Source organism: Aquibacillus sediminis, assembly GCF_005870085.1.
GTDB classification, from domain to species: Bacteria; Bacillota; Bacilli; order Bacillales; family Amphibacillaceae; genus Aquibacillus_E; species Aquibacillus_E sediminis.
This window is the reverse complement of the sequence record NZ_SZNM01000010.1, coordinates 74174-97713: the sequence shown is the minus strand read 5'-3', so window position 1 is coordinate 97713 and position 23540 is coordinate 74174. Positions and strand designations below refer to the sequence as shown.

Here is a 23540-nt window from a genome sequence, read left to right as displayed (position 1 = left end):
ACACCTACGCTTTCCGTGGGTGGCTGATGAGGCTCGTTCGTCCCTCACTTGCGAGGTCTCCCAAAGAGGCCATTCCTCCCACAGGAGTCTCCGGTGTATTTTCTCCGCTCTTTCTGTGTTATCGAATTCTTTAAGGAAAATTACTAGAGTATACGTACAACAAAAGCTCCCTATCCCGTAGATAATAGTGCACTCAGACTCGGTTATTTGGTTCAAGTGTTTTATCTAGCTTAGATCAGAAAATTACTATAGCGTAGGCAGAATACGGAGACTCGAAAATAAAGTTCAATTTTCTTCGTGCGATGCATCGCTGCCTTAGCGTTCCTTGTCCTGCGGGAACAGCACGAGTCCGAAGACCCCGCAGTGTGGTCTTCACGAGGAGGCTGAGGCCGTGCCCGCGGAAAGCGGAGTATTCTGCCGAAGCGATGGTATAACACTCAATCAGATTCAGTGTCATAAAGAAATTTTATCATAATTACTTCGGAGGCTATGTTTATTGTGACAAAACAACAATCTTTTAGAAAACAGCCTATAATTACAACATAATAATATAGAAAAATAGCGCTCACCAATGGTGAACGCTATCCTTCCTGAGAACGATCCCGTACAATCAAGTTCTCAAGGATACAGTGCTAGGCACTATATCGTTATTATTTATAGAGCAGAGACATCCCAATCTCAATTTCATCATAAACCAATAGGTATTTCCTCGCAGTGATAAATATCACATTTTAACACTTTTTTAAGACTTAAGTTCATCGGCATACATACCTAATTTTTTCAGTAATGCAATTGCCTGTTGTTTCTCATCTTGATCTAATCCATTTGTTATCGATTCAATTTGCTCCCAATGTTTAGGGAAAATGTCATTTAATAAATTCATTCCACTATCTGTAATTGCCGCATACGTAATACGTCGATCATTATCACACGGCTTTCTTTTTACATAGCCTTTTTGTTCTAATTTATCTACAACATACGTAATACTACCACTAGCTAATAATATTTTATCTCCAATTTTTTGCAATGGTTGTTCCCCTTGGTGAAACAACAACTCCAATACACCAAACTCTGTAGGGTTCAATCCTTGTTTACGTATATCTACCATAACTTGATCCGTAATCGACCGATACGCCTTCGAGAGAACGACAAATAATTTCAACGAGGGATCTTGCTTTTTCTGCTGATACAATTTTTGCTCGTCCACATCTTCACCCCGCTCTCCGCTTTAATTACACGTAATTATATAAAAAGCTTATTTTGTATGTCAAACTACCTCAATTCGTAAAAACCCGTCTAAAATATCGTTCGGCAATAATTACACTAATAACCCCTACTATTACTACCAAAAAATGGAGAAGACTTTGTTCTTTAAAAACGATATATATTCCAAAACCAGCCATCAACCAAGCTAAGATTAAGTAGACTATACTGACTATTTTTTTAAGCATAGAGCACCTCGATATCCAATCTATGTACACACTTTTTCATAATAATACAATGAATCACGATCTCCGTCATGTTTACGCTCTTCAACAAAACGATAGCCGTTTCTTAAAAATAATTGCTGGGCATATATATTTTTAGAAAAAGTGTCTGTCTTTAAATAATGAATGCCTTTTTCTTTAGCAACTAATTCAGCAAATTGAAAAAAGTTATCTGCTATACTTTTACCACGGGCGGCTGGATCCACTGCTAGCCGCTTGACTGTCAATGCATGATCTGGATAACTCCACCGAATAAGTGGGTATTCACTATGAGGCTTTTCACTAATTGCCACAACACCCAAAATTGCATCGTCTTGTTGATAGACATATAATTCTTCGTTGTCCAAATCTGTTTGATAGTTTGCTACGGTTGGATATGTATGATCCCATTGATAGTTTCCTTGTTCATTCATCACTTCAACTGAAGCAGCCACGATTTCCATAATACGTTGTAAATCCTCTTGATTTGCCGATCTTATCATTACTACCTACCCCCATACTCGGATGGACTACCACCTTATAATGACGAACAACAAACACGGGCAAAAAAATCCCAACTCATCTTTGAGTCGGGATCTCCCTTTAACCTAGCTGTTGTTGTAAAAATTCAGTTACTTCTTCTGGTGTTTTCGTATAGGCACTATGTTGATGCGCAAGCTTTTCACCGTTTTGGAAAATTAAAAGACTTGGAATTCCCATCACATCATGTTCCTGGGCAAGCCCTTCTACTTCATCACTATTAACCTCATACCACTCATACTGTTTATATTCTTCAAGGATATCCCCAATGAACATATCCATACGTTTACAATCGGGGCACCAATCAGCAAAAAACTTTACAATAACGGGTTTATCAGAGTTAATCACTTCATTAAATTCTTCCCTTGTTTTAATTGCCTTCATGAAAACTCAACTCCTTTCTTTAGCAAAAAAGTACCATCTCGAACCTTAACATTCAAGTAATCTGTTTATTGCTGGTACTCCACTCTTCCCAACATATAAGCAACTGACAAGCCAAAAGCAAACGTAACGACACTAATAAGCATAGCCATAACTGTCGTTGGCCAACCAGGAAAAATAACAAACACCGAACCAATCACTAAACCAATCACAACGGCATATGTACCTGTCGTATAACGCTCTAAGAAAAAGTGGATAATCTTACTCATAATGATAATTCCAAAAGCAACTCCTACTATCACAACTGCAAGTACACTTAGATTTAATTCCGATACAGCACTAAGGATAGTTGTATACGACCCAATGATCAACAATAAAAACGATCCACTAATGCCCGGTAATATCATTGCACCACTTGCAACAAACCCCGATAGAAATAACCATAAATAAGTTGTAGTGGTAAATTGTTTTACTGGCTCTGTTTCACCAGCACCGAAAAATAGCATGGAGGCAACAACAGCAGCCCCTATGAATAGTAATAATAAATGGTGTCCCTTAAATGTAGTTCGAGCCTCTGATTTGTGAAAAAGATATGGCAACACCCCAATAATAAGGCCTAAAAATGCAAACTGTGTCGGTCCAGGATAATGTTCAAATAACCATTCAATAAGATCTGCTAAAAGTAAGATGGCAGTGACAACACCAACACCAAGTGGAAGCAAGAAACTAAGATGTTTCCTCCAATCTTTACTAAAGAATCCATTTATCGCATCGATAAGGCGATCATAGATGCCAAGTACGACAGCAATCGTTCCACCACTTACACCTGGAACAACATCACTCGCCCCCATCAACATGCCACGATATATATTTTTCCATTCCATTTCATATTCCCCTTCTATACTAATATAGCAACGCCAACACATACTTACACAGTATACCAAATATTAGTTGTATTTAACATATGACAAGCCTGCTCCTAATAGAAGCAGACTTGATGAACTTTACTCACTCTCTATAAATTCAAGTTCAGGAACCCACTGTGCCATATGCTTCTTTATATCTTGATAATATTTCGATGCATTTGCTAATTCATTTTCTGACAACTGATACATGGGGATTACCTTGAAATCCCTTCGATTTGAATTAGTTACAAAAGTTGGTAAAAATTTAGGATCCTTAATGTTAATGGATTCCTCTTCTCCTTTTGTTACTTTTTCGATCGTAAAATTAACCATCCCACCTATTTGTCGGTAAATTTCATCTTGTCCCGATAAGAAGTTACCCAAAGAATAGGCGACAAACGTACGGTTTCCATCTTTCCCTTCGACCCAATCAACCGGTTGAAGCACATGTGGATGATGCCCAATCACTGCATGAACGCCTTGATCCGCGGCAAATTGCACTAAATCCTTTTGCTCGTCATTTGGTAACCGTTGATATTCCGTACCAAAGTGAAGGCTTAATATAATGACATCTGCTAATTCCTTAGACGTCTCAATATCAGCTGCTATTTTGTCTTTATCAATAAGATTTACTAAATAGTTTTTGCCTTCTGGTATTGGAATTCCATTTGTTCCATATGTATAACTTAAAAAAGCGACATCAATATTTTCATCTGTATGCAGGACACGGATTGAATCTCGATCATCCTCATCTTTATACGCACCCGCATACATCATATCAAGCGTTTCCCAATGTTTAATTGCGCTTTCGATAGCGGGTTCTCCTCCATCTAACGTATGGTTATTCGCTAACGTCACAACATCTACCCCTACCTCTTTTAGTGCATCCCCTACTTCGTGCGGACTGTTAAACCTTGGATAGGTTGATAAACCTAACTCTTCACCACCTATCATCGTTTCTTGGTTTGCCATTGTAATCGTTGGCTTTTGTAAAAATGGCTTTACCTGTTCAAACATTGGCGTAAAATCGTAGCCTTCCGTAGTGCGAGCATCTTGATAGAGTATACCGTGTATTAATAAATCCCCTATCGCTGCAACCGTAATTTCATTTGTAACCTCTTTGGGTTCTTCAGGAAGTTGTTGCTCGTCGCTCTTCCCCTCCGTCTCTTGTGCTTGATTATTTATTTGTTCAACCGAATCATCTTCATTGTTTTCTGTTCCTTCGTTACCAGTACAAGCAACGAGCACTAATAGAGACAATACGATGAACAACATCGATTGACCCCTTACTATTTTCAGCATATTTTACTCCTTTCCTGTAAAGATTTGTCGACATCTGTTTATCCATGATGGCATTTTATAACAATTATTGCCAAAAAATCCAATCCTAGTATAAATCAATAATAAATTCATTAAACAATGAATAAGATGAAATGATACTAGCATAAAGGGGTGGAATGACTTGCCTAGTTTTTTACAGAGTGCTACATTTGAACATCAATTTTGGCTCCAAGTTTTAGGTGATCATGCTCGATTTATTAGAGATTCTTTGTTCCCAAAAGAAACAGATGACATCCAGAAGGCAACAGGCTTCGTCAGTCAATTTGACGAATTGCTTAACCGATCTAGAGCTTTAAGTGAATCGAATGCCATTTCGTTCACGAAAGAAGCAGAAGCAGCGGCAGAAAAATTCAAAACATTAAAACTTTCTATTATAAAGCGACATTTAGTAGGGAAGATTGGTATTCACCTCTCCCCTACGTTTATTAATCACATGGTGAATGAACTTGAAGAGTATCAACTTATCCTAGATTATTTAAAACAAGGAGAGGCACCCCCCATATTCCACGAACTCCACCATCACCTCGTCTGGTTAGTTGATGCTTCCGGTCATGCCGGTGCAATTAACGACCAATTGGATGGTGTTGAAAAAAGACTAAAGAAAAAGAGCCACCAATTTTCCAAACACTTCGATACATTCTATTTAAAAGCAATTGAGTTAACAGGATACTTACGCTCTAACATTGATTCTTTCCCTGCACTAAATAAATTCAATAAAGACGTGGAAGTGGAATTAAATTTATTCCGTACATTTCTTCATGAATTGGAAGAAATGGAACTTTCCGAGCAAGTACTGGGCACGTTCTCTGGATTAATGGCCGATCATATGGCAAGAGAAGAATGTTACTATTTAATGAAACTGGCCCAATCCAAAAATAGTCCCCCACCCAACTGCGATCCTACCAAGCCAAGAACATCAGACCCGCATTGATTGAAAGGTGGCTATACGGCTACCTTTTCTTTTTTTATTTTGTAGGATTATAATGGTAGCGAGGTGAAATCATGAAAATAATGGATGCAATTTCTTATGCAACAATCAAACATGATGGTCAAAAAAGAAAGATGGATCACGCACCCTACATTTCCCACCCTTATCGAGTGGCCATGCTACTCATGCAACAAAATTATCCAGAGCATGTTGTCATTGCAGGATTGCTTCATGACGTCGTCGAGGATACGGATAGTACATTAACAGAAATAGAAGAACGATTCGGAGTAGATGTGGCCCGGTTAGTCAGCTATGCGTCTGAACCTGATAAATCCTTATCTTGGCAGGAGCGAAAACAACATACCATTGAAGCAATCAAAACAGCACCACTTGAAGCGAAACTTGTCGTTTGTGCAGACAAAATCGATAATTTATCATCCATTTTGGAAAATGAACAACAGATCGGTTCAACCATTTGGGATTCCTTTAAACGCGGGAAGCAAGATCAACAATGGTATTACTCTACTATTTATGAAAGTCTAACTACCAACATCGATGAATCACCTGCTTTGTTTTCTACTTACCAGAAACTACTCGAGCAATTTGTGTAAAAGCTTGAGTAGTTTTTTGGTACAAATTATGACTTTAAAAACCTCGTATTGAGTGGAAACGCCGACGTAACTAAAGAAATGGATCGGCAACTAAGACCGCTTCGGTAATTCACCAAACTCTCTCGACAGATTTGTGCTTATAATGTTGCTGAATCAGTCATGACAAAAGCTCTCTCGACACTTTCAGGGGCAAATCGTCGCTATAACTGCCGTGACTGGGGCTCTCTCGACACTTCCGACCGCTAAACGGCACTGGAACTGCCGTGACAAGAGCTCTCTCGACACTTCCGAGGGCTAAATGTCACTGTAACTGTCGTGACAAAGGCTCTCTCGACACTTCCGACCGCTAAATATCACTGGAACTGCCGTGACAAAGGCTCTCTCGACACTTCCGACCGCTAAACGGCACTGTAACTGTCGTGACAAAGGCTCTCTCGACACTTCCGACCGCTAAACGGCACTGGAACTGCCGTGACAAGGACTCTCTCGACACTTCCGACCGCTAAACGGCACTGGAACTGCCGTGACAAGGACTCTCTCGGCACCGAGGCTAAAGGTCGTCAAGCGGGATGCGGGATATTCTACCGAAGCGATAGTAAATCACTCAATTCAAACCAGGAAATTAATACTTACATATAATTTACGTCGGGTTCTATATTTATTGCGGCAAAAACTATCTCAATCTCATTCTACAGCCAATGTTTTATTCATGTTTTATAAGGGTAAACTAGTAGTATCCATATTCAGCTAATACACAAAGAAGGGATGATTTTTAATGGCAAGAAAATCACAATATCAACCAACAAAAAAGGAAGGCGTGGAGTTATCTGCGGCCCAAGAAATTCATTATAACAAAGAATTTAAAAAGGCCGATATCGCTGGCGGATATAGAGAGCAAGCTTTAAATCATAACGATCAATAAAATATTTTATTGGCTATAATTTTTCATGCGATTGTCACCAAAAGTGGGCAATCGCATTTTTTATAGACTTTATTAGTCTTCATCCGTTTGTATAAGACCGTGCTCCCTTTTTAAGGAATCAGGCGCCATTTTAATCATTTGTTGTAAAATTAAACTGGCTACTGTTAGGTCATCAAAGATCCCTAATACGACTAAGAAATCTGGAATAATGTCAAAAGGAAACACCGCATACCCAATAATTAATAGAAGCGATATTATTTTTGTTGATACCTTAACTTGCTTTGAGATAAATAAGTCTTTTAAGAAAGGCAATGATTTTTTAAAGTTAAACAAGAATTTAATCCTACGCCAAAAACGGAGCATGCTATTCCTTCCTTTTTATAAAAATTTAAATCTTTTGATTGTTGTTGACTACATAAAAGCTATATATCACGACATAAGCAGCCAATTGCTAGAGATGCAGTGCAAAAATACGTATTTGAAGAGAGAGAAAGAAACTTAACAACGTACGAAAAACCCCAAATCCTTCTTTTTCCATGATGATATAAGCACTTTTGTTAAAACCACTTTTATATAGCTCTGAACAACATATAGCTAGCTATTTCGTATTAAATGTATTAGCCCAATTATATAGTATCATACAAAAAGCAGTGACCCTTAACAAGTCACTGCTTCATTACTTTTTAGACATTCTTTTTCTTAGATGCTTTTTCACGTTCGTTCTTATTTAAAATTTTCTTACGAAGTCTAATTGTTTCTGGTGTTACCTCGCAATACTCATCATCATTTAAATATTCAATTGCTTCTTCTAACGTTAGTGTACGTGTCTTTCTGATCGTTGTTGTTTGGTCTTTCGTTGCAGAACGTACGTTAGTAAGATGTTTTTCTTTTGTAATATTAACGGTTAGGTCGTTATCACGGTTGTGTTCACCGACAATCATACCTGCATAAACTTCTGTACCTGGTTCAACAAAAATCGTACCACGGTCTTCAAGGTTCATGATCCCGTACGTTGAGGCTTTACCATTTTCTAATGCAACTAGCACACCTTGACGTCTACCGCCAACTTGACCTGTTGCAACAGGTTGATAACTGTCAAAGGTATGGTTAATGATACCAAAACCTCTTGTTTGTGTCATAAATTCAGTTGAATAACCAATTAAACCACGAGAAGGTACTTTATATTCCATACGAACTTGTCCATTCCCTTGGTTCACCATATCAACCATTTCACCTTTTCGAGCACCTAATGATTCCATGACAGCACCTTGATGTTCTTCAGGTACATCAACTTGCACATGCTCGACTGGTTCACATTTCTGGCCATCAATTTCTTTAATGATTACCTGTGGTTTTGATAATTGTAATTCGTACCCTTCACGGCGCATGTTTTCTACTAGGATCGAAAGGTGTAACTCTCCACGCCCCGAAACTGTCCACGCATCCGGTGAATCAGTTGGATCCACACGTAAACTTACATCTGTTTCTAATTGCGTTAACAAACGCTCCTCAATTCTTCTTGATGTAATATATTTTCCTTCTTTACCCGCAAATGGACTGTTATTAACAACAAACGTCATTTGCAAGGTTGGTTCATCAATTCTTGGAATAGGCATTGCTTCTTGGTGATCAGTTGGACATACCGTCTCACCAACGTTAACATCTTCAAGTCCTGCTAACGCAATAATGTCGCCTGCTTTCGCTTCTTTTATCTCAATGCGTTTTAGGCCAATAAAACCGAATAATTTTGAAATACGGAAATTTTTCACGGAGCCATCTTTTTTCATTAATGACACTTGTTGCCCAACTTGTATTGTTCCACGGAAAATACGTCCAACCGCAATACGTCCAAGGAAGTCATTATAGTCCAATAAAGTAACTTGGAACTGTAATGGATCAGTTGTATTATCAACAGGTGCAGGAATATTTTCCAAGATTGTTTGGAAAACAGGATCCATTGTTTCTTCTTGCTCTTCCGGTTCATTACCAGAAGTACCATTTAATGCAGAAGCATACACAACAGGGAATTCCAACTGTTCATCATCTGCACCAAGTTCGATAAATAGATCAAGTACTTCATCAATTACTTCATTTGGACGTGCGTTCGGACGGTCAATTTTGTTTAGCACCACAACAGGATTTAGCTTCTGCTCTAATGCTTTTTTAAGCACAAAACGAGTTTGTGGCATAACTCCTTCGTATGCATCAACAACTAGAAGGACACCATCCACCATTTTCATGATTCGTTCTACTTCACCACCAAAGTCAGCGTGACCTGGTGTGTCCAAAATATTGATATGTTTGTCTTTATATTCAATTGCTGTATTTTTAGCTAAGATGGTAATTCCACGTTCTTTTTCAAGATCATTGGAGTCCATCGCACGTTCATCAACTTGTTCATTCTCTCTAAACGTACCAGCATACTTTAATAACTGATCCACAAGCGTGGTTTTACCATGGTCAACGTGCGCAATAATTGCGATGTTACGAATATCTTCTCTTAATTGCATTTGTAAATTCTCTCCTCTTTTACCGAGTCAGTCCGATTATAACTTACCTAGTATAGCACATAACCTTAGGATAAGTATAGTTTTTATTCCACTTTAAACACTATAGTAAATTGAGCACCACCTATTTCTGAATTTGCAACAGAAATAGAACCTTCAGATCGTTCCACTATCGCACGAGAAATTGCTAGTCCTAGCCCTGTTTCGCCACCTTCTCCTTTGACAAAGCGATGAAAAAGTTGTGGCATTATATCTTCATCTATCCCTTCTCCATCATCCTCAACCGTAATCGTTACAGCCCCACGGGAATGATACGCTTTAATGACAACTTGCGATTCTGCGTGCCGAATACCATTTAACACAATGTTCATCATTGCCCGTAATAATTTCTCTTTATCACCATAAAGTGTCATATCCGGTGAAACATAGTCCGTTATACTTATCTTTTTTTCATTCGCTAGCGGGAGTGCTCGCTCTATTGTTAGTTTGATTAATTCTTCAACTTTTATCAGTTCTTGTTGATAAATATTTTCTTCACTATCTAACTTTGCTAGCAAAATCATTTCATTAATAATTTTTTTCAAGCGATTAATCTCTTCAACCATCACACTTAACCCTCGATCAGAGTCCTCTTTCACGAAGATGCCGTCCCTTATTCCCTCTGCATATCCTTGAATGGTCATTAAAGGCGTCTTTAATTCATGACTGGCATTTTGGAAAAAATGTCGTTGCGACTGGATATATCGTTGCAATTCTTTTGCCATATCAAGCACGCTATTTTCCACTTCTTTAATTTCACCAGTTGCTTTTATTTCTTCAACCTCATCAAATTGTCTTTTTTCAATCTTTTTCAATTGATATTTTAACCTAGTTAACGGGGTAACCAAACGCTTTGTCAAATAATGACTCAAAATAATAGCAACAGCCAACCCTATTAGTAACACAAGTGAAAGTCGTATAAAAAAAGTTTGCTGTACCGCTTGTAGATCGTCCAATGGTGTGACTAACACAAGTTCAATGTTTGCTTGTTGTTTTTTGGATACAACGTAACTTTCGTCTCCAGCTTTCCACAAACGATCTTTATCACTATTCAAATCATACGTCTCCGCCCAATAATTCACCACTGAAACTGGTACAGTGGTAAACAATAACCGATTATCACTTCGGTCATAGGCAAAAACTTGAAAATCATAATCTCCTAACAATTGTGACAATCGTTGCATATTTTCAAAATTGTAATCGTTGAGCAAATGAACTAATAAATCCCCGTTGTCCTCTAATTGCCTTTGTTCATCTTGAATAAGTAAATTAAGGATTAAAGAATAAATCGTAATACCAGCAAACGTCATAACAACAACAATTAACGTAGTAAAAGCTGCGGTTAACTGATATTGTAATTTCATTTAGATTCCTCACCATCAGTGCGTAATCGATATCCGTAACCCCAAACCGTTTCAACCGGTAAACCATCTAACTTTTTCCGCAATCGTTTAATAAGGTCATCAACAGCACGGTCACTACCAAAATAATCTTCTCCCCATATTAATGCTAGTAATTCTTCCCTAGAAAAAGCACGATTTTGATGACGTACTAGGATACTTAACATATCAAACTCCTTAGCCGTTACCTCTACCTCTTGTTCATACCAAAATACTCGACGACCAGACGTATCTAAAATCAAATGGCCTTGTTGCATCTCCCCAGTCGCACTGGGTTCAATTTGTAACAGCTTATCCACTCGCTTAAACAATCGCTTTACACGTGCTACTAACTCACGCGGACTAAACGGTTTTGTTAAATAATCATCACTGCCCAGTTCTAAACCTAGAATTTTATCCACTTCATCATCTTTGGCTGAGATAATGATAATTGGAACCTCACTTGTCTGCCGAATTTTTTTACATAATTCATATCCATCCATTCCAGGTAACATAATATCTAATATCCACATATCTGGAGGGTCATTTTGTGACAATTCCCAAGCATCCTCTGCATTATTAGCCAATGATAGCTGATACCCTTCCTTACTCAAATAGGCGGATACAATATCGCGTATATTCGGGTCATCTTCCACAACATAAATATGATAAGACATAGCTTCATCCCTTCCCTTTGATTGGCACATATTCTAACAAAAAATCTTTGTTTATTTAATTCCACACTTTTTACACATTTTTACCGAAGACTTGCCAAATCTGTTTCATATACTAAAATTGTAAACATAAACAACTTGTTTAGAAAGGTGTGATTCATAATGACATTTCATGATGATCGCTACCATCATAACGATAAACCTTTTAACAATGATCATAGTACTTATTCAGGCTATGAAGGACCACAACATGACGACGCACACCAAACTTCCGAAACTAAAAACACAGGGTTTGAATCAGGAAGCACAACACCACCTTCATCAAACAAAAACAAAAAGTCTCGTAGTAGTTTATGGGCTATACTGTTAAGCGGTGTGACTGGCGGGATTGTTGTCGCCTTAGTTGGATTTTTTCTCCTTAACACTGGTTTGATTCAATTAGACTCGCATACGTCTAATACAACCGCAACAGAATCAACAGAAACAACAAATTCACAACCCAATAATCAAAATTATAATACGGAAAATGATGTAATACCAACGATTGCAAACGAACGTAGTAATTCCTTAACCAATGCAATCGAACAAGTTTCCGATGCTGTTGTAGGCGTATCAAACATTCAACAAGCAGGACTTTGGACACCAACACAAGAGAATGGAATTGGTTCAGGGGTTATCTATAAAAAGGAAAACGATAACGCTTATGTTGTCACAAACAACCATGTTGTCGAAGGGGCAAGTGACATTGAAGTTATCCTAACCAATGGGGATCACGTGAATGCGAAGCTTCTAGGTGCCGATCAATTAACAGATCTAGCCGTACTTGAAATTGATGGAAGTAACGTCTCACAAGTGGCTACACTTGGCACTTCTGAAAATTTAATTGTTGGTGATACGGCCATTGCAATTGGTAATCCATTAGGCACAGAATTTGCCGGTACCGTTACAAAAGGTATTATTAGTGGTCTTGATAGATCTGTTGAGATGGACCTAAATGGGGACCGCAGACCTGATTGGACGACAGAAGTGCTTCAAACGGATGCTGCCATTAACCCTGGTAATAGTGGTGGGGCCTTAATCAATAGTAACGGTGAAGTCATAGGTATTAATTCAATGAAAATTGCGCAAGAATCTGTGGAGGGTATTGGTTTTGCCATTCCAATTGATGAAGCCAAACCAGTTATTGAACAGTTAGAAACAGATGGTAAAATAGCCCGTCCGTTTATTGGTATAAGCGCTGTATCCTTATCCACTGTTCCGTCAATGAATAAACAACAAACATTAAAGTTAGACGAAGAAGTAACAGATGGCGTGGTACTTGCTGAAGTGGAAACAGGTTCTCCAGCTGATAATGCAGGATTGCAACGTTATGATGTAATCACCCAAATCGATGATCATTCGATTGATAACATGATGAACTTAAAGCAATATTTATATTCCGAAAGAGAAATTGGTGACCAAGTAACCATCACTTATTATCGGGAAGGTAATGAACAAACAACTACCTTAACCTTAAGCGACAATTAAAAAATACTCACCTCCTCCTAAATTTATATAGATAAAGCGAGGCTATCTCAATGTCGGGATAGCCTCGCTTGTTTTAATCTTATCCAAAAAAGAAATCAAAAATATTACTTCCTGCCGAGCTTTGCTTGTTATAAAATTCCGAATACCCACAGTTTTTACAGTACACAACAATAAATTGATTATTTTGCACATCAAACATCTTAGATAAGCCTGTACCAGTCATCGCTACCTCTTTCTTATCTGCATCTGTACTTCCGCATTTTATACACCCTTGATTTGACAATTAAATCGCCTCCTTTATTTATCTTATCCATATATACGGTAAAAAGCTCTGTTTTGTTTCATCATTCTAGTCACTTTATTTTTAAAGGCCCTTATTTCGTATTTGCTGTATTATGTGCATTAACTTTTATAATAGTTTTTTTATTTGAGTACTTTTTCTTTAGATAATGAGCATATAGTACTTTTCACACATCATCCTGCGCTTTTTCTCAAGATCCTGCGTATTTACGACTTTTTCATACATCATCTAGCGTTTTTTCTCAAAATCCTGCGTATTTACGTTTTTTTCATACATCATCTAGCGCTTTTTCAAAGATCCTGCGTGATTACGGCTTTTTTATACATCATCCAGCGCTTTTTCCAAAGATCCTGCGTATTTACGTTATAGTTAATAATTTGATGCACATAATACAGCTTATACGTAACAAAGTCCTAAAAAATCACACTGCTATTTTTAATCAACAGCAAAGGCCGTCCATTTAAGGACAGCCTTTACTTATTTATTCATACAATATGGAGCCCACTTCATTTTCATCCAAGTAGGATTCATAATCTTCATGGTTGCCATTAACCCCAATGTAATTCCCTTCCATGTCAGTTAGTAAGAAGCCTTCAATTTCTTCGGCACTCCCTACAAGTTCATCGGAATTAGAATACATATCTTGGTAATCTTTTTCTGTATCATAAAAATCAGATGGCCCATCAGAAGAACCAAATTTCTCGACCCTCTGCCATGAATCTTCCGGATCAAAAATAGTCGATTCTTCCTCATCTGCTTCTGTTTCCATTTCCGTTATACTGGAATGAATGACATCTTCTTCTACTGGACGCACTTTATCTATATCATGCTCCACATGGTTTATACAACGACGTGTGGTTGGCATTGCCATTAACCTTTCCGCTGGAATCTCTGCACCACACACCTCGCATTTTCCATACATGCCATTTTCAATAGCTTGTAAAGCATTCTCAATATCTTTCTTTTCTTGCTCCGCATGTTCATTTAACGCAATGTCTTTTTCTCGTTCATACAACTCTGTACCGTGGTCGGCGGGATGATTATCATAATTAGATAATTCACCGACTGATTCTTTAATTAACTCACCTTCTAAGCCATAATGGTCTTGTAAATGCGCTTCGACTTGCTGCTTCCGCTCCACTAACTGTTGTTTACAAGTCCTTAATTGTTGTTGAGTGATCACTAATAATCGCCTCCTGACTTCTTGTCTTGGCGGGGCATTATTAGTATATGCGTTATTTCAACTACAACCAAAATAGTTGTTGGAAGTAGAGGAAATACATTTATTACGATTCCATTAATTTATTTGCATGTAAAATCATATCGACATGGGGAATATTATCCTCCAAATAGACGTCACTAACTTCTTCAAAACCTAACGATCCATAGAAGTTTCGTAAATATTCTTGACCATGAATTTTTATTTCCTTTTCTTGCCATTCATCCATAATAAAAGCAATCGATTTTTCCATTAAAGCTTTTGCCAGGCCTTTTTGTCGATAATTTTTATGTACCAATACTCGTCCGATCGATGCTTGAGCATACATCGTATTCGCAGGAATGAGACGGGAGTATGCAACAATAATCCCATCTTGTTCGATAAATAAATGAGTACACACTTGGTCAAAATTATCAATTTCCGGATATGGACAGGCTTGTTCGACAACAAACACATCCACTCTTGCTTTAAGAATTTTATAAAGTTGATCCGAAGTCAAATCTCTAAACGCTTTTAATTGCCACTCCACTATTATCATCCCTTTTTTATGTCATTTTATTGTTATTTTACACATTTGCATAACTGGTTAATAGTGAGACGTTTTGATATCCTTAGTTTAGGAATAAATTGCTAAAGAGATGGGGGATTGAATTGAGTCAACTAACGAAGCAAACTCCGATAGGTTTCATTGGAACAGGTGTAATGGGAAAAAGTATGGCACGGAACTTAATCCAACAAGGTTATGATGTGCACGTCTATACTCGAACAAAATCGAAGGCTCAAGAATTGCTTGATCTAGGTGCGACTTGGCAAGAAACGATCGCACAATTAGCTAGCCAAACAGGAGTGATTCTATCCATTGTCGGTTATCCTAGTGATGTAGAAGAAGTGTACATGGGAGAAGGTGGCATACTAAATCATGCCAAACCCGGTTCATACGTCATTGATATGACAACATCCAGTCCACTACTAGCAAAAAAAATTAGTGAAGAAGCCAAAAACAAAAACATCCATGCATTAGACGCACCAGTTTCTGGTGGAGATATTGGTGCCAAAAGTGGCAAACTTGCCATCATGGTTGGAGGTGACGAGCAGGCCTTTAATGATCTGTTGCCAATCTTCGAAGTGATGGGGGAAAACATCATCTTACAAGGAGAAGCAGGTGCTGGCCAGCACACAAAGATGTGTAATCAAATTGCCATTGCAACTAATATGATTGGGGTCTGTGAAGCTATTGCCTATGCACAGAAAGCAGGACTAGATCCTAATCGAGTGTTAGATAGTATAACAACTGGAGCAGCTGGAAGCTTTTCATTAAGTAAATTGGCACCACGCATGATTAACAACGATTACGATCCTGGCTTTTATGTAAAACATTTTATTAAAGATATGACGATTGCCTTAGAGGCTGCCCAACAAATGGGATTAACGACACCAGGTCTTGAATTATCCTTATCACTGTATAAAAAGTTAGCAGAAGAAGGCGAAGAAAATAGCGGTACGCAAGCATTGATTAAACTATTTAGTTAAAACTAACGTTTCATTTTTTCGATTTCCTTGGTAACCATATAAGCTAAATCATCATTACCAAAAAATTGTAGTACGTTCAAAACCGTTTGTGCTGGGATATGTTCTGATTCATTTTTAGGGACAGTTAATTCCAGCACTTTTTTCAAGGCAAGGTTTTCTTTTTGATCTGGATATGCTTGTACATATAGTGTTTCTGGATCTAAATCATTGTTGACACACCACTGAGCAAACACTAGAATCATCATGTTTTCATCTTGCTGGTACCTTTCAATAATTTTTTGTTCCACTTCTTTTTGACTCATCTTATGCCCTCCCTTAATCTGTTATATAAAAAAGGGCGTACCCATTGAGTACACCCTTGTTTAGGATTAGTATATATAATTACAAACGCACAACGTTTGCAGCTTGTGGTCCACGGTCACCTTCAACGATTTCAAATTCAACTTCTTGACCTTCATCAAGTGTTTTGAAACCTTCTGCTTGAATCGCTGAGAAGTGTACGAATACATCGTCTCCATCTTCGCGTTCGATGAAACCGAAACCTTTGTCTGCATTAAACCATTTTACTTTTCCTGTCATTTAAAATGACCTCCTTACAATAAAGTACAAAAGTAATTGAAGTGAAATCCCTATTACTTTACACCACTTATTGTTCAGAGATCGTAAAGAAATATTCACGTTTCAATTGAATTTGCACCTTCACTCTACTATTAATTTATGGAAAACGCAAGTATTTAGCAAAGGTCCCTTTTGTATGGTTTGTTGCTTTTTTCTCCGTAGTTGTTAGAAAGTCCGACGAAAATTCAAACAAAATTTTAAGAAACGTGCACATTTACATGAGTTTTCGCCACGGATATAAACGAAAATGAGTTAATTGTACACATTTAGCTTGAAAATCACACCTAATGTACACGAAAATTTAAGAAACGTGCACATTTGTATGCGATTTCGCCTCAGATATAGACGAAAACGAGTTAAATCGTGCACGTCCAACGGGTAATTTCCAATATAAGATAAATACTAAAGTTACGTCGGAGTTTATATGTATTGCGACAAAACAACAACTTTTGGAAAACAGCCTTAGTAAATGATTACCAAATAAATATTTCCATTTAACTTTTTATACTTTTTTTGATAAAATGTATGTTTGCAAGAGACAATGTTCATCAACATCCAACCTAGACACATTTATATCTTGCAAATATGAATTGATAGGTGGTAATAAAAATGGAAAATGAAAAGTATCAAGTATTATTGTACTACAATTATGTGACAATTGAAGACCCTGAGACCTTTGCTGCAGAGCATTTAGATTTTTGTAAAGAGCTAGGGTTGAAAGGTCGTATTTTAGTAGCAACAGAAGGTATTAACGGCACAGTATCCGGAACTGTCGAACAAACAAACAAGTACATGGAAACGATGCACAACAACCCTTTATTTAAAGACATGGTATTTAAAGTGGATGAGCATGATGGTCATGCGTTCAAGAAAATGCATGTACGTCCACGCCCTGAGCTTGTTACCCTTCGCTTAGAAGATGATATTAATCCAAATCAAACAACAGGTCAGTACTTGTCTCCGAAAGAATTTTACGAAGCAATGCAAGATGAGGACACAGTTGTATTGGATGCAAGAAATGATTACGAATATGATTTAGGCCATTTCCGAGGTGCGATTCGCCCTGATATTGAAGCATTCCGCGAATTGCCTGAATGGGTCGAAGAAAACAAAGATAAATTAGAAGGTAAGCGAGTGTTAACCTACTGTACTGGTGGTATTCGTTGTGAGAAATTCTCAGGCTGGTTAAAGGAAAAAGGCTTCGACGATGTCGGTCAATTACACGGTGGAATTACAACTTATGGGAAAGACCCAGAAGTACAAGGTGAACTTTGGGATGGACAGCTTTACGTATTTGATGAGCGAATTGCTGTACCCGTTAACCAAAAAGAACATGTTGTCGTTGGGGAAGATTATTTCGATGGACAACCATGTGAACGCTATGTAAACTGTGCCAACCCTGAATGTAATAAACAAATTCTTTGCTCAGAAGAAAATGAACATAAATATATGCGCGGATGTACTTACGAATGTCGTGTACACCCAAGAAATATGTATGTAAAAGAACAAGAATTAACACAAGAAGAAATTGACGAAAGACTAAAAAGAATTGAAGAAGAAGACGGCGTAACAGCCAAATAACACTAGAATTTCACCTAAAAGTCTGCCCTCCCTATATTGGAGGCAGACTTTTTTTAATGTAAGAACAAGCACTTTGGCTACGTACCAGTTCAATTTTTTAACATTTACTGTTATTTTACAGAAAGCTTGACCATATACCTAATGGTACGAGTAAATAGAAAAGGTGAATGCTATGGTCAGCTTTATTATGGAATATAAATGGCACCTATTAATATCCTCCGAGATTGTTTTTTGGTTAACATTTTGTATTTTTTTACTGTTACGATACTGGTTCCATTCAAGAGGGCAACTGTTCTTTTTGTACATATCTATTGTTAACCAATTCCTTAATATCCCTCTAGCCTGTCTAGATTTCGTTCATACAGGACATGTTTCATTATTTCAGATGGTTATTTTAGGTTTATATATCTATGCAATCATACGAGGCCCCATCGATATGGTACGGTTAGACCACTACATCCAATTGAAAGTGGCTAAATGGAAAAGTAATCGCAGCTACACAAGGTCGATCACTGTACAATATGAATTCATTTCAAACTATCCCAGCGTTTTACGTAATAAGTTTTATTTACACTGTGGTTTATTTATCATTGCTCAAGTAATTTTAGTTATCGATATTCATTTTCACACCTTTTGGTTGATATTTCTAATTATTGATGGAATATGGGCTCTTTCATTTCACTTCGCTAAATAATTTGCGAAATCTTACATAGTGATTGACAAGCCTTTAGCACCGGATTTTTTCTATATTGAACCATCCACCATTGCTAACACAAAAAAACCCCACCTAAACAGCTACTTTAGGTGAAGGGTTTGTATCCGTTACGCTGAAATATTTATAAGGTGCCATCATTTTTATACTTTTTATACTTTTCATTAACCATTTGATTAAAGAGGTGATTAATACCAACCGTTTTCTCAACTTCTAATACAAACGCAATTCCTTTGCCTGGTTTCTTTAACTCCGCATCCTCATTTATAGCATCTAAGACATCACTTGTTTTATCCCGACTAATAAGTGTCAGCACCACTTCTTTTTCAGGCTCAATTAAAATATTAAATAACTTCGCCTTTTCGTGTATTCCCGTCCCACGACCAGTTAGGATGGTGCCACCTTCTGCTCCTGCTTTTCTAGTCGCATCAACTACATCTTCCGAATCACCTTTATTTACAATTGTAACGATTAAATCATACAAGACGTTTTGCTCTGTCATTGGTTGGTTGTCACCTCCATATTCATTCTCTTCAACTTCTTCCTCTAATCCAAGCATATGACATATCCCTGTAACCTGTTTCGTATCGATAATGAAACCAATTCCTTGTCTTGGTTCATTTAACTTTACTGCATCTGTAATCGCATTCATTACTTCTGAAATCCTACTTGTTGGGACAAGTGTTAAAATCACTTCTCTTTCGCGCTCCAATGGAATACCTAGGAATCTTTTTTTATCATTAAGGCGATAGCCATTTCCGATCAATGTTGTGCCACCACGTGCACCAGCAGCTTTTGATGCCTTTATCACTTTTTTTGCTTTCTCTCGTCTAACGATCGTAACTATTAACTTTTGTCCCTTGATTAGATTTGACATCTTGGCTCTTCTCCTTTCTACCGAATAGTATTCCCAGTGTTAATACGGATAGTATTGGAGCCAAAGCTACTAGCGCCACCATTCCAAACCCATCTAAAAGAGGATCACGTCCGTCCGTCACTGAAGCAATACCAACAAACATTGCCAAAATAAAGGTAGCTGTCATAGGTCCAGTAGACACACCACCAGAATCAAAGGCTATTGCTGTAAATGTTTTCGATGAATATTTTACCATAATTAAAGCAACTAAGTAGCCCGGTAAAATGAAATACCATAAGGAAAAACCAAATATAATTCTAACCATTGATAATGCTATTGATATGCCCACTCCGATAGAAAGTGTATAAAGAAGAACTTTTTGAGGAATATACCCACCTGAAACCTTTTCAACTTGTCGATTCAAAACTGCAACCGCGGGCTCTGCGTAGGTAGCAAAAAAGCCTAGAATGAACCCAATCGGAATTAAAAGCCACTGGTTCGTTATCGAGCCTAATTTCTGACCCATTAATTCCCCTATTGGCATAAATCCTACATGTACTCCTTGTAGAAAAAAGGATAAACCTAAAAACGTTAAGAAGAACCCTACACCTATATCTTTCAGTCTTCTTATTGGCAAACGCAGAAATAAGAATTGGAATAGCAAGAAAAAGATAATTAAAGGCGTAAGCGCAAATGCAACCTCTGCTAACACAGAGCCAAATCCTTCAAACACTTGTATATTCATCCATAAATCACCCCTAAAATGAGCACGGAAAGAATCGGGCCTATGGATGCAAGTGCCACTAGTCCAAAGCCATCCTTTGAGGCAGATTTACCTCTCAAAACAGAAGCCACCCCTACACCTAAGGCTAAAATAAAAGGTACCGTTAATGGCCCTGTTGTCACACCGCCAGCATCAAAGGAAATCGGAACAAATGTTGATGGAGTATAAGCAGCTAACAAAAAGATCGCACCATACCCTATTGTTAATAAATAAACAATACTGAAATTAAAGATAATCCGAATCATAGCTAGTCCTACGAATATCCCAACCCCTAAAGCTACCGCAAGAATTAACACACTACTCGGAATTTCTCCATTTGATACTTGACCGATTTGGCCTGTTAACACTCTCACATCAGGTTCTGCTACTGTTGCAACAAGACCTAGTAAAAAACCAAAAAAGACGATCAGCCAAGCTTTTTTAGTTTTTGACAATGCAGAACCAATCATTTCCCCAACTGGTGATAAACCAACATGAACACCAAGTAAAAATAAGATTAAGCCAATGCATACCATGACCACCCCCACTAAAAACTGATAAAATGTTTCTATTGGGAGCCAAATTAGCGTGAATTGCAAGATTGTGACAACTAACGTAATAGGTAAAACAGATAAAATTACTTCTAAAATCGTTTCTTTTATATTATCCATTCAAAACCCCCTAAAACTCTTATTTCGAACTTTTATAGACAGAGAGGTGACATTTCTTTTAACAGATATAGGTAGTAATGAATAAAGGAGGGAAAATTCAGAAAAAACAAAACACAGTTAATGGCTTCACACTTTTCCTATTAGGGTTAAACTTTTAAAAGCATTATTACTACCCTATGCTAAGCGATTCATATGAAGAAGTTTTTTACCATATTATTAGTATATCATTTGTAGTTGGATTAAGGTTAAGATTTGAATGAGAGAGTAATGCAGAATTAAGCAAATGTTATTTGAGGCTTGTATGGAAGATTATTATGTAAAATAAAAACACTCAACTTTGAGTGTTTTTATTTCTTGATCGCGTTAATTTAACTACTTTTTAGCAGACTAATTAAGAAAGTTCCTTCATAAGATTTGCCATTTCAACTGCAGACACTGCTGCTTCAGCACCTTTATTGCCTGCTTTTGTCCCTGCACGTTCAATAGCTTGCTCGATTGTCTCCGTTGTAATAACACCAAAAATTACTGGTAGGTTCTCTTGCATCGATACATTGGACACACCTTTGGATACTTCACTACATACATAATCAAAATGCGGTGTCGAACCGCGAATAACGGTACCTAACGTAATGACTGCATCGTACTTACCAGAAGCCGCCATTTTCTTCGCTACTAATGGAATTTCATAAGCTCCTGGTACCCAAGCAACCGCTACATCTTCCTCTTTCACACCATGCCTACGAAGTGTATCTTCCGCTCCTGCTAACAATTTACTTGTAATAAATTCATTAAATCTTCCAACTACAATACCTATTTTCAACCCTGTACCTACTAAATTTCCTTCAAATATTGTTGACATCGCTTATTCCCCCTAAAATTTAAGTAAATGATTTAATTTTGCTACTTTTGTTTTTAGATATACTTCATTACTTTTGTTCGCCGGTATTTGAATTGATTTTCTTTCAACTACTTCTAATCCATAATCACTCATACTCGCTAGCTTACGTGGATTATTTGTTAATAGTTGTAATTTTTTAATCCCTAAATCTTTTAATATTTGCGCACTAACTGCATAATCACGTAAATCATCCTCAAATCCAAGTTGGTGGTTCGCTTCAACCGTATCAAACCCTTGTTCTTGAAGCTTATAGGCTTTTAGTTTATTTAATAAGCCAATCCCTCTACCTTCTTGTCTCATATAAACTAGTACACCTTCGCCGGCCTCTTCAATCTCTTTTAACGCTTGTTCTAATTGCGGACCACAATCACATCGATGTGATCCAAATACATCACCAGTCAAACACTCTGAATGAATGCGAACTAACACGGGATCGTCGTGATTGAACTCACCTTTATATAAAGCTAAATGCTCTTTGCCAGTAAATTCCTCCGTATATGCCGCAAGTTTGAATTGTCCATACTCTGTAGGTAAATTGATTTCCACTTCTTTTTCTACTAATTTATCGTGTTTCTTGCGATAAGCAATGAGGTCTTTTATCGTGATGAGCATCATATCATGCTTTTCTGCCATTTGTTCTAACTGTGGCAGGCGTGCCATCGTTCCATCCGCATTCATAATTTCACAAATAACCCCTGCCGGTTCAGCTCCGGCTAATTTCGCTAAATCTACAGATGCTTCAGTATGACCTGGTCTTTCTAACACTCCTGCTTCTTTTGCAACCAAAGGAAATACGTGTCCTGGTCGTTTAAAATCCATTGCTACTGTTTCTTTGTCTAGAAGCTTTTGAATTGTTAATGCACGTTCATAGGCACTAATACCAGTATGTGTCGATTTATGATCAATACTAACCGTAAAAGCTGTACCATGCGCATCCGTATTGTTCGTAACCATCGCATTTAATTCAAACTTTTGAGCTAGAGAAGGGGCCATTGGTGTACAAATTAAGCCGCGACCTTCTGTAGCCATAAAGTTAATTGCTTCTGGCGTCGCATGTTCTGCCAACATGACGAAATCACCTTCATTTTCACGATCCTCATCGTCAACTACAATGACCATTTTTCCTTCTTGTAAAGCTTTAATGGCATTTTCAATTGTTTCAAACATAATG

Annotated in this window: 25 protein-coding genes; 6 read left to right on the top strand and 19 right to left on the bottom strand. The window is 37.6% G+C overall.

Going from position 1 to position 23540, the window contains the following annotated elements; all coding sequences use genetic code 11:
• Window positions 1-742: 742 nt before the first annotated feature.
• The 5 genes from FCI53_RS11490 to FCI53_RS11470 form a co-directional block, all read right to left on the bottom strand.
• Window positions 743-1207, bottom strand: coding sequence for a MarR family winged helix-turn-helix transcriptional regulator (locus FCI53_RS11490; protein ID WP_138418977.1), 465 nt, complete (start codon window positions 1205-1207; stop codon window positions 743-745).
• 264 nt (window positions 1208-1471) lie between these two features.
• Window positions 1472-1969, bottom strand: a complete 498-nt coding sequence (locus tag FCI53_RS11485; protein WP_138418975.1) for a GNAT family N-acetyltransferase — start codon at window positions 1967-1969, stop codon at window positions 1472-1474.
• 100 nt (window positions 1970-2069) lie between these two features.
• Entirely contained in the window at window positions 2070-2390 is a 321-nt protein-coding gene (locus FCI53_RS11480; RefSeq protein WP_138418973.1) for a thioredoxin family protein, read from the bottom strand.
• Between the two features lie 65 nt (window positions 2391-2455).
• Window positions 2456-3271 (bottom strand): DUF368 domain-containing protein, encoded by an 816-nt coding sequence (locus FCI53_RS11475; protein WP_138418971.1) that lies wholly within the window; start codon window positions 3269-3271, stop codon window positions 2456-2458.
• Between the two features lie 120 nt (window positions 3272-3391).
• Window positions 3392-4594 (bottom strand): CapA family protein, encoded by a 1203-nt coding sequence (locus FCI53_RS11470; RefSeq protein ID WP_246050087.1) that lies wholly within the window; start codon window positions 4592-4594, stop codon window positions 3392-3394.
• Between the two features lie 160 nt (window positions 4595-4754).
• On the opposite strand from FCI53_RS11470, the gene FCI53_RS11465 reads away from it, so the two are divergent.
• The 3 genes from FCI53_RS11465 (at window position 4755) to FCI53_RS11455 (ending at window position 7094) form a co-directional block, all read left to right on the top strand.
• Window positions 4755-5564 (top strand): DUF2935 domain-containing protein, encoded by an 810-nt coding sequence (locus tag FCI53_RS11465; RefSeq protein WP_138418969.1) that lies wholly within the window; start codon window positions 4755-4757, stop codon window positions 5562-5564.
• Between the two features lie 71 nt (window positions 5565-5635).
• Complete coding sequence (locus FCI53_RS11460; RefSeq protein ID WP_138418967.1) at window positions 5636-6172, top strand: HD domain-containing protein; 537 nt, start codon at window positions 5636-5638, stop codon at window positions 6170-6172.
• A 775-nt stretch (window positions 6173-6947) separates the two neighbouring features.
• Window positions 6948-7094 carry a YfhE family protein gene (locus FCI53_RS11455; protein WP_138418965.1) on the top strand — a complete coding sequence of 49 codons (147 nt, stop codon included), beginning with the start codon at window positions 6948-6950 and terminating at the stop codon, window positions 7092-7094.
• Window positions 7095-7166: 72 nt separating this feature from the next.
• Here FCI53_RS11455 and FCI53_RS11450 read toward each other — a convergent pair whose 3' ends face one another.
• The 4 genes from FCI53_RS11450 to FCI53_RS11435 form a co-directional block, all read right to left on the bottom strand.
• Window positions 7167-7427 (bottom strand): YkvA family protein, encoded by a 261-nt coding sequence (locus FCI53_RS11450; protein ID WP_246050086.1) that lies wholly within the window; start codon window positions 7425-7427, stop codon window positions 7167-7169.
• Window positions 7428-7777: 350 nt separating this feature from the next.
• Complete coding sequence (gene typA, locus FCI53_RS11445; RefSeq protein ID WP_138418961.1) at window positions 7778-9604, bottom strand: translational GTPase TypA; 1827 nt, start codon at window positions 9602-9604, stop codon at window positions 7778-7780.
• An 83-nt stretch (window positions 9605-9687) separates the two neighbouring features.
• Window positions 9688-11004, bottom strand: a complete 1317-nt coding sequence (locus tag FCI53_RS11440) for a sensor histidine kinase (RefSeq protein ID WP_138418959.1) — start codon at window positions 11002-11004, stop codon at window positions 9688-9690.
• Window positions 11001-11696 carry a response regulator transcription factor gene (locus FCI53_RS11435; RefSeq protein ID WP_138418957.1) on the bottom strand — a complete coding sequence of 232 codons (696 nt, stop codon included), beginning with the start codon at window positions 11694-11696 and terminating at the stop codon, window positions 11001-11003. The genes FCI53_RS11440 and FCI53_RS11435 overlap by 4 nt, the downstream gene beginning before the upstream one ends.
• Before the next feature lie 159 nt (window positions 11697-11855).
• On the opposite strand from FCI53_RS11435, the gene FCI53_RS11430 reads away from it, so the two are divergent.
• Entirely contained in the window at window positions 11856-13220 is a 1365-nt protein-coding gene (locus FCI53_RS11430) for a S1C family serine protease (RefSeq protein ID WP_138418955.1), read from the top strand.
• 79 nt (window positions 13221-13299) lie between these two features.
• Here the strand turns inward: FCI53_RS11430 and FCI53_RS11425 are convergent, their stop codons facing one another.
• From FCI53_RS11425 to FCI53_RS11415, 3 genes are all read right to left on the bottom strand, one after another.
• Window positions 13300-13503, bottom strand: coding sequence for a zinc ribbon domain-containing protein (locus FCI53_RS11425; RefSeq protein WP_138418953.1), 204 nt, complete (start codon window positions 13501-13503; stop codon window positions 13300-13302).
• A gap of 499 nt (window positions 13504-14002) precedes the next feature.
• Window positions 14003-14704 (bottom strand): TraR/DksA C4-type zinc finger protein, encoded by a 702-nt coding sequence (locus FCI53_RS11420; RefSeq protein WP_138418951.1) that lies wholly within the window; start codon window positions 14702-14704, stop codon window positions 14003-14005.
• Window positions 14705-14807: 103 nt separating this feature from the next.
• Window positions 14808-15269 (bottom strand): GNAT family N-acetyltransferase, encoded by a 462-nt coding sequence (locus FCI53_RS11415; RefSeq protein ID WP_138418949.1) that lies wholly within the window; start codon window positions 15267-15269, stop codon window positions 14808-14810.
• A 122-nt stretch (window positions 15270-15391) separates the two neighbouring features.
• Between FCI53_RS11415 and FCI53_RS11410 the strand changes: the two genes are divergently transcribed.
• The gene (locus tag FCI53_RS11410; protein ID WP_138418947.1) at window positions 15392-16270 is read left to right on the top strand and encodes an NAD(P)-dependent oxidoreductase; all 879 of its coding nucleotides are present in this window, start codon (window positions 15392-15394) and stop codon (window positions 16268-16270) included.
• A gap of 2 nt (window positions 16271-16272) precedes the next feature.
• Here the strand turns inward: FCI53_RS11410 and FCI53_RS11405 are convergent, their stop codons facing one another.
• Both FCI53_RS11405 and FCI53_RS11400 read right to left on the bottom strand, forming a co-directional pair.
• Window positions 16273-16572: a hypothetical protein gene (locus tag FCI53_RS11405; protein WP_138418945.1), complete on the bottom strand. Its 300-nt coding sequence runs from the start codon at window positions 16570-16572 to the stop codon at window positions 16273-16275.
• Between the two features lie 79 nt (window positions 16573-16651).
• Window positions 16652-16849 (bottom strand): cold shock domain-containing protein, encoded by a 198-nt coding sequence (locus FCI53_RS11400; protein WP_138418943.1) that lies wholly within the window; start codon window positions 16847-16849, stop codon window positions 16652-16654.
• A 648-nt stretch (window positions 16850-17497) separates the two neighbouring features.
• Between FCI53_RS11400 and trhO the strand changes: the two genes are divergently transcribed.
• Window positions 17498-18469 (top strand): oxygen-dependent tRNA uridine(34) hydroxylase TrhO, encoded by a 972-nt coding sequence (gene trhO, locus FCI53_RS11395; protein WP_138418941.1) that lies wholly within the window; start codon window positions 17498-17500, stop codon window positions 18467-18469.
• 836 nt (window positions 18470-19305) lie between these two features.
• On the opposite strand, the gene FCI53_RS11390 is transcribed toward trhO, so the two are convergent.
• From FCI53_RS11390 to FCI53_RS11370, 5 genes are all read right to left on the bottom strand, one after another.
• A complete protein-coding gene (locus FCI53_RS11390; RefSeq protein ID WP_138418939.1) occupies window positions 19306-20058 on the bottom strand; it encodes a P-II family nitrogen regulator in 753 nt (250 codons plus the stop codon).
• Complete coding sequence (locus FCI53_RS11385; RefSeq protein ID WP_138418937.1) at window positions 20012-20782, bottom strand: DUF1538 domain-containing protein; 771 nt, start codon at window positions 20780-20782, stop codon at window positions 20012-20014. Before FCI53_RS11385 ends, FCI53_RS11390 begins: the two co-directional genes overlap by 47 nt.
• Complete coding sequence (locus tag FCI53_RS11380) at window positions 20779-21471, bottom strand: DUF1538 domain-containing protein (RefSeq protein WP_138418935.1); 693 nt, start codon at window positions 21469-21471, stop codon at window positions 20779-20781. Before FCI53_RS11380 ends, FCI53_RS11385 begins: the two co-directional genes overlap by 4 nt.
• Before the next feature lie 391 nt (window positions 21472-21862).
• Window positions 21863-22330 carry a 6,7-dimethyl-8-ribityllumazine synthase gene (ribH, locus tag FCI53_RS11375; RefSeq protein WP_138418933.1) on the bottom strand — a complete coding sequence of 156 codons (468 nt, stop codon included), beginning with the start codon at window positions 22328-22330 and terminating at the stop codon, window positions 21863-21865.
• A gap of 12 nt (window positions 22331-22342) precedes the next feature.
• A complete protein-coding gene (locus tag FCI53_RS11370; RefSeq protein WP_138418931.1) occupies window positions 22343-23536 on the bottom strand; it encodes a bifunctional 3,4-dihydroxy-2-butanone-4-phosphate synthase/GTP cyclohydrolase II in 1194 nt (397 codons plus the stop codon).
• Window positions 23537-23540: the final 4 nt, after the last annotated feature.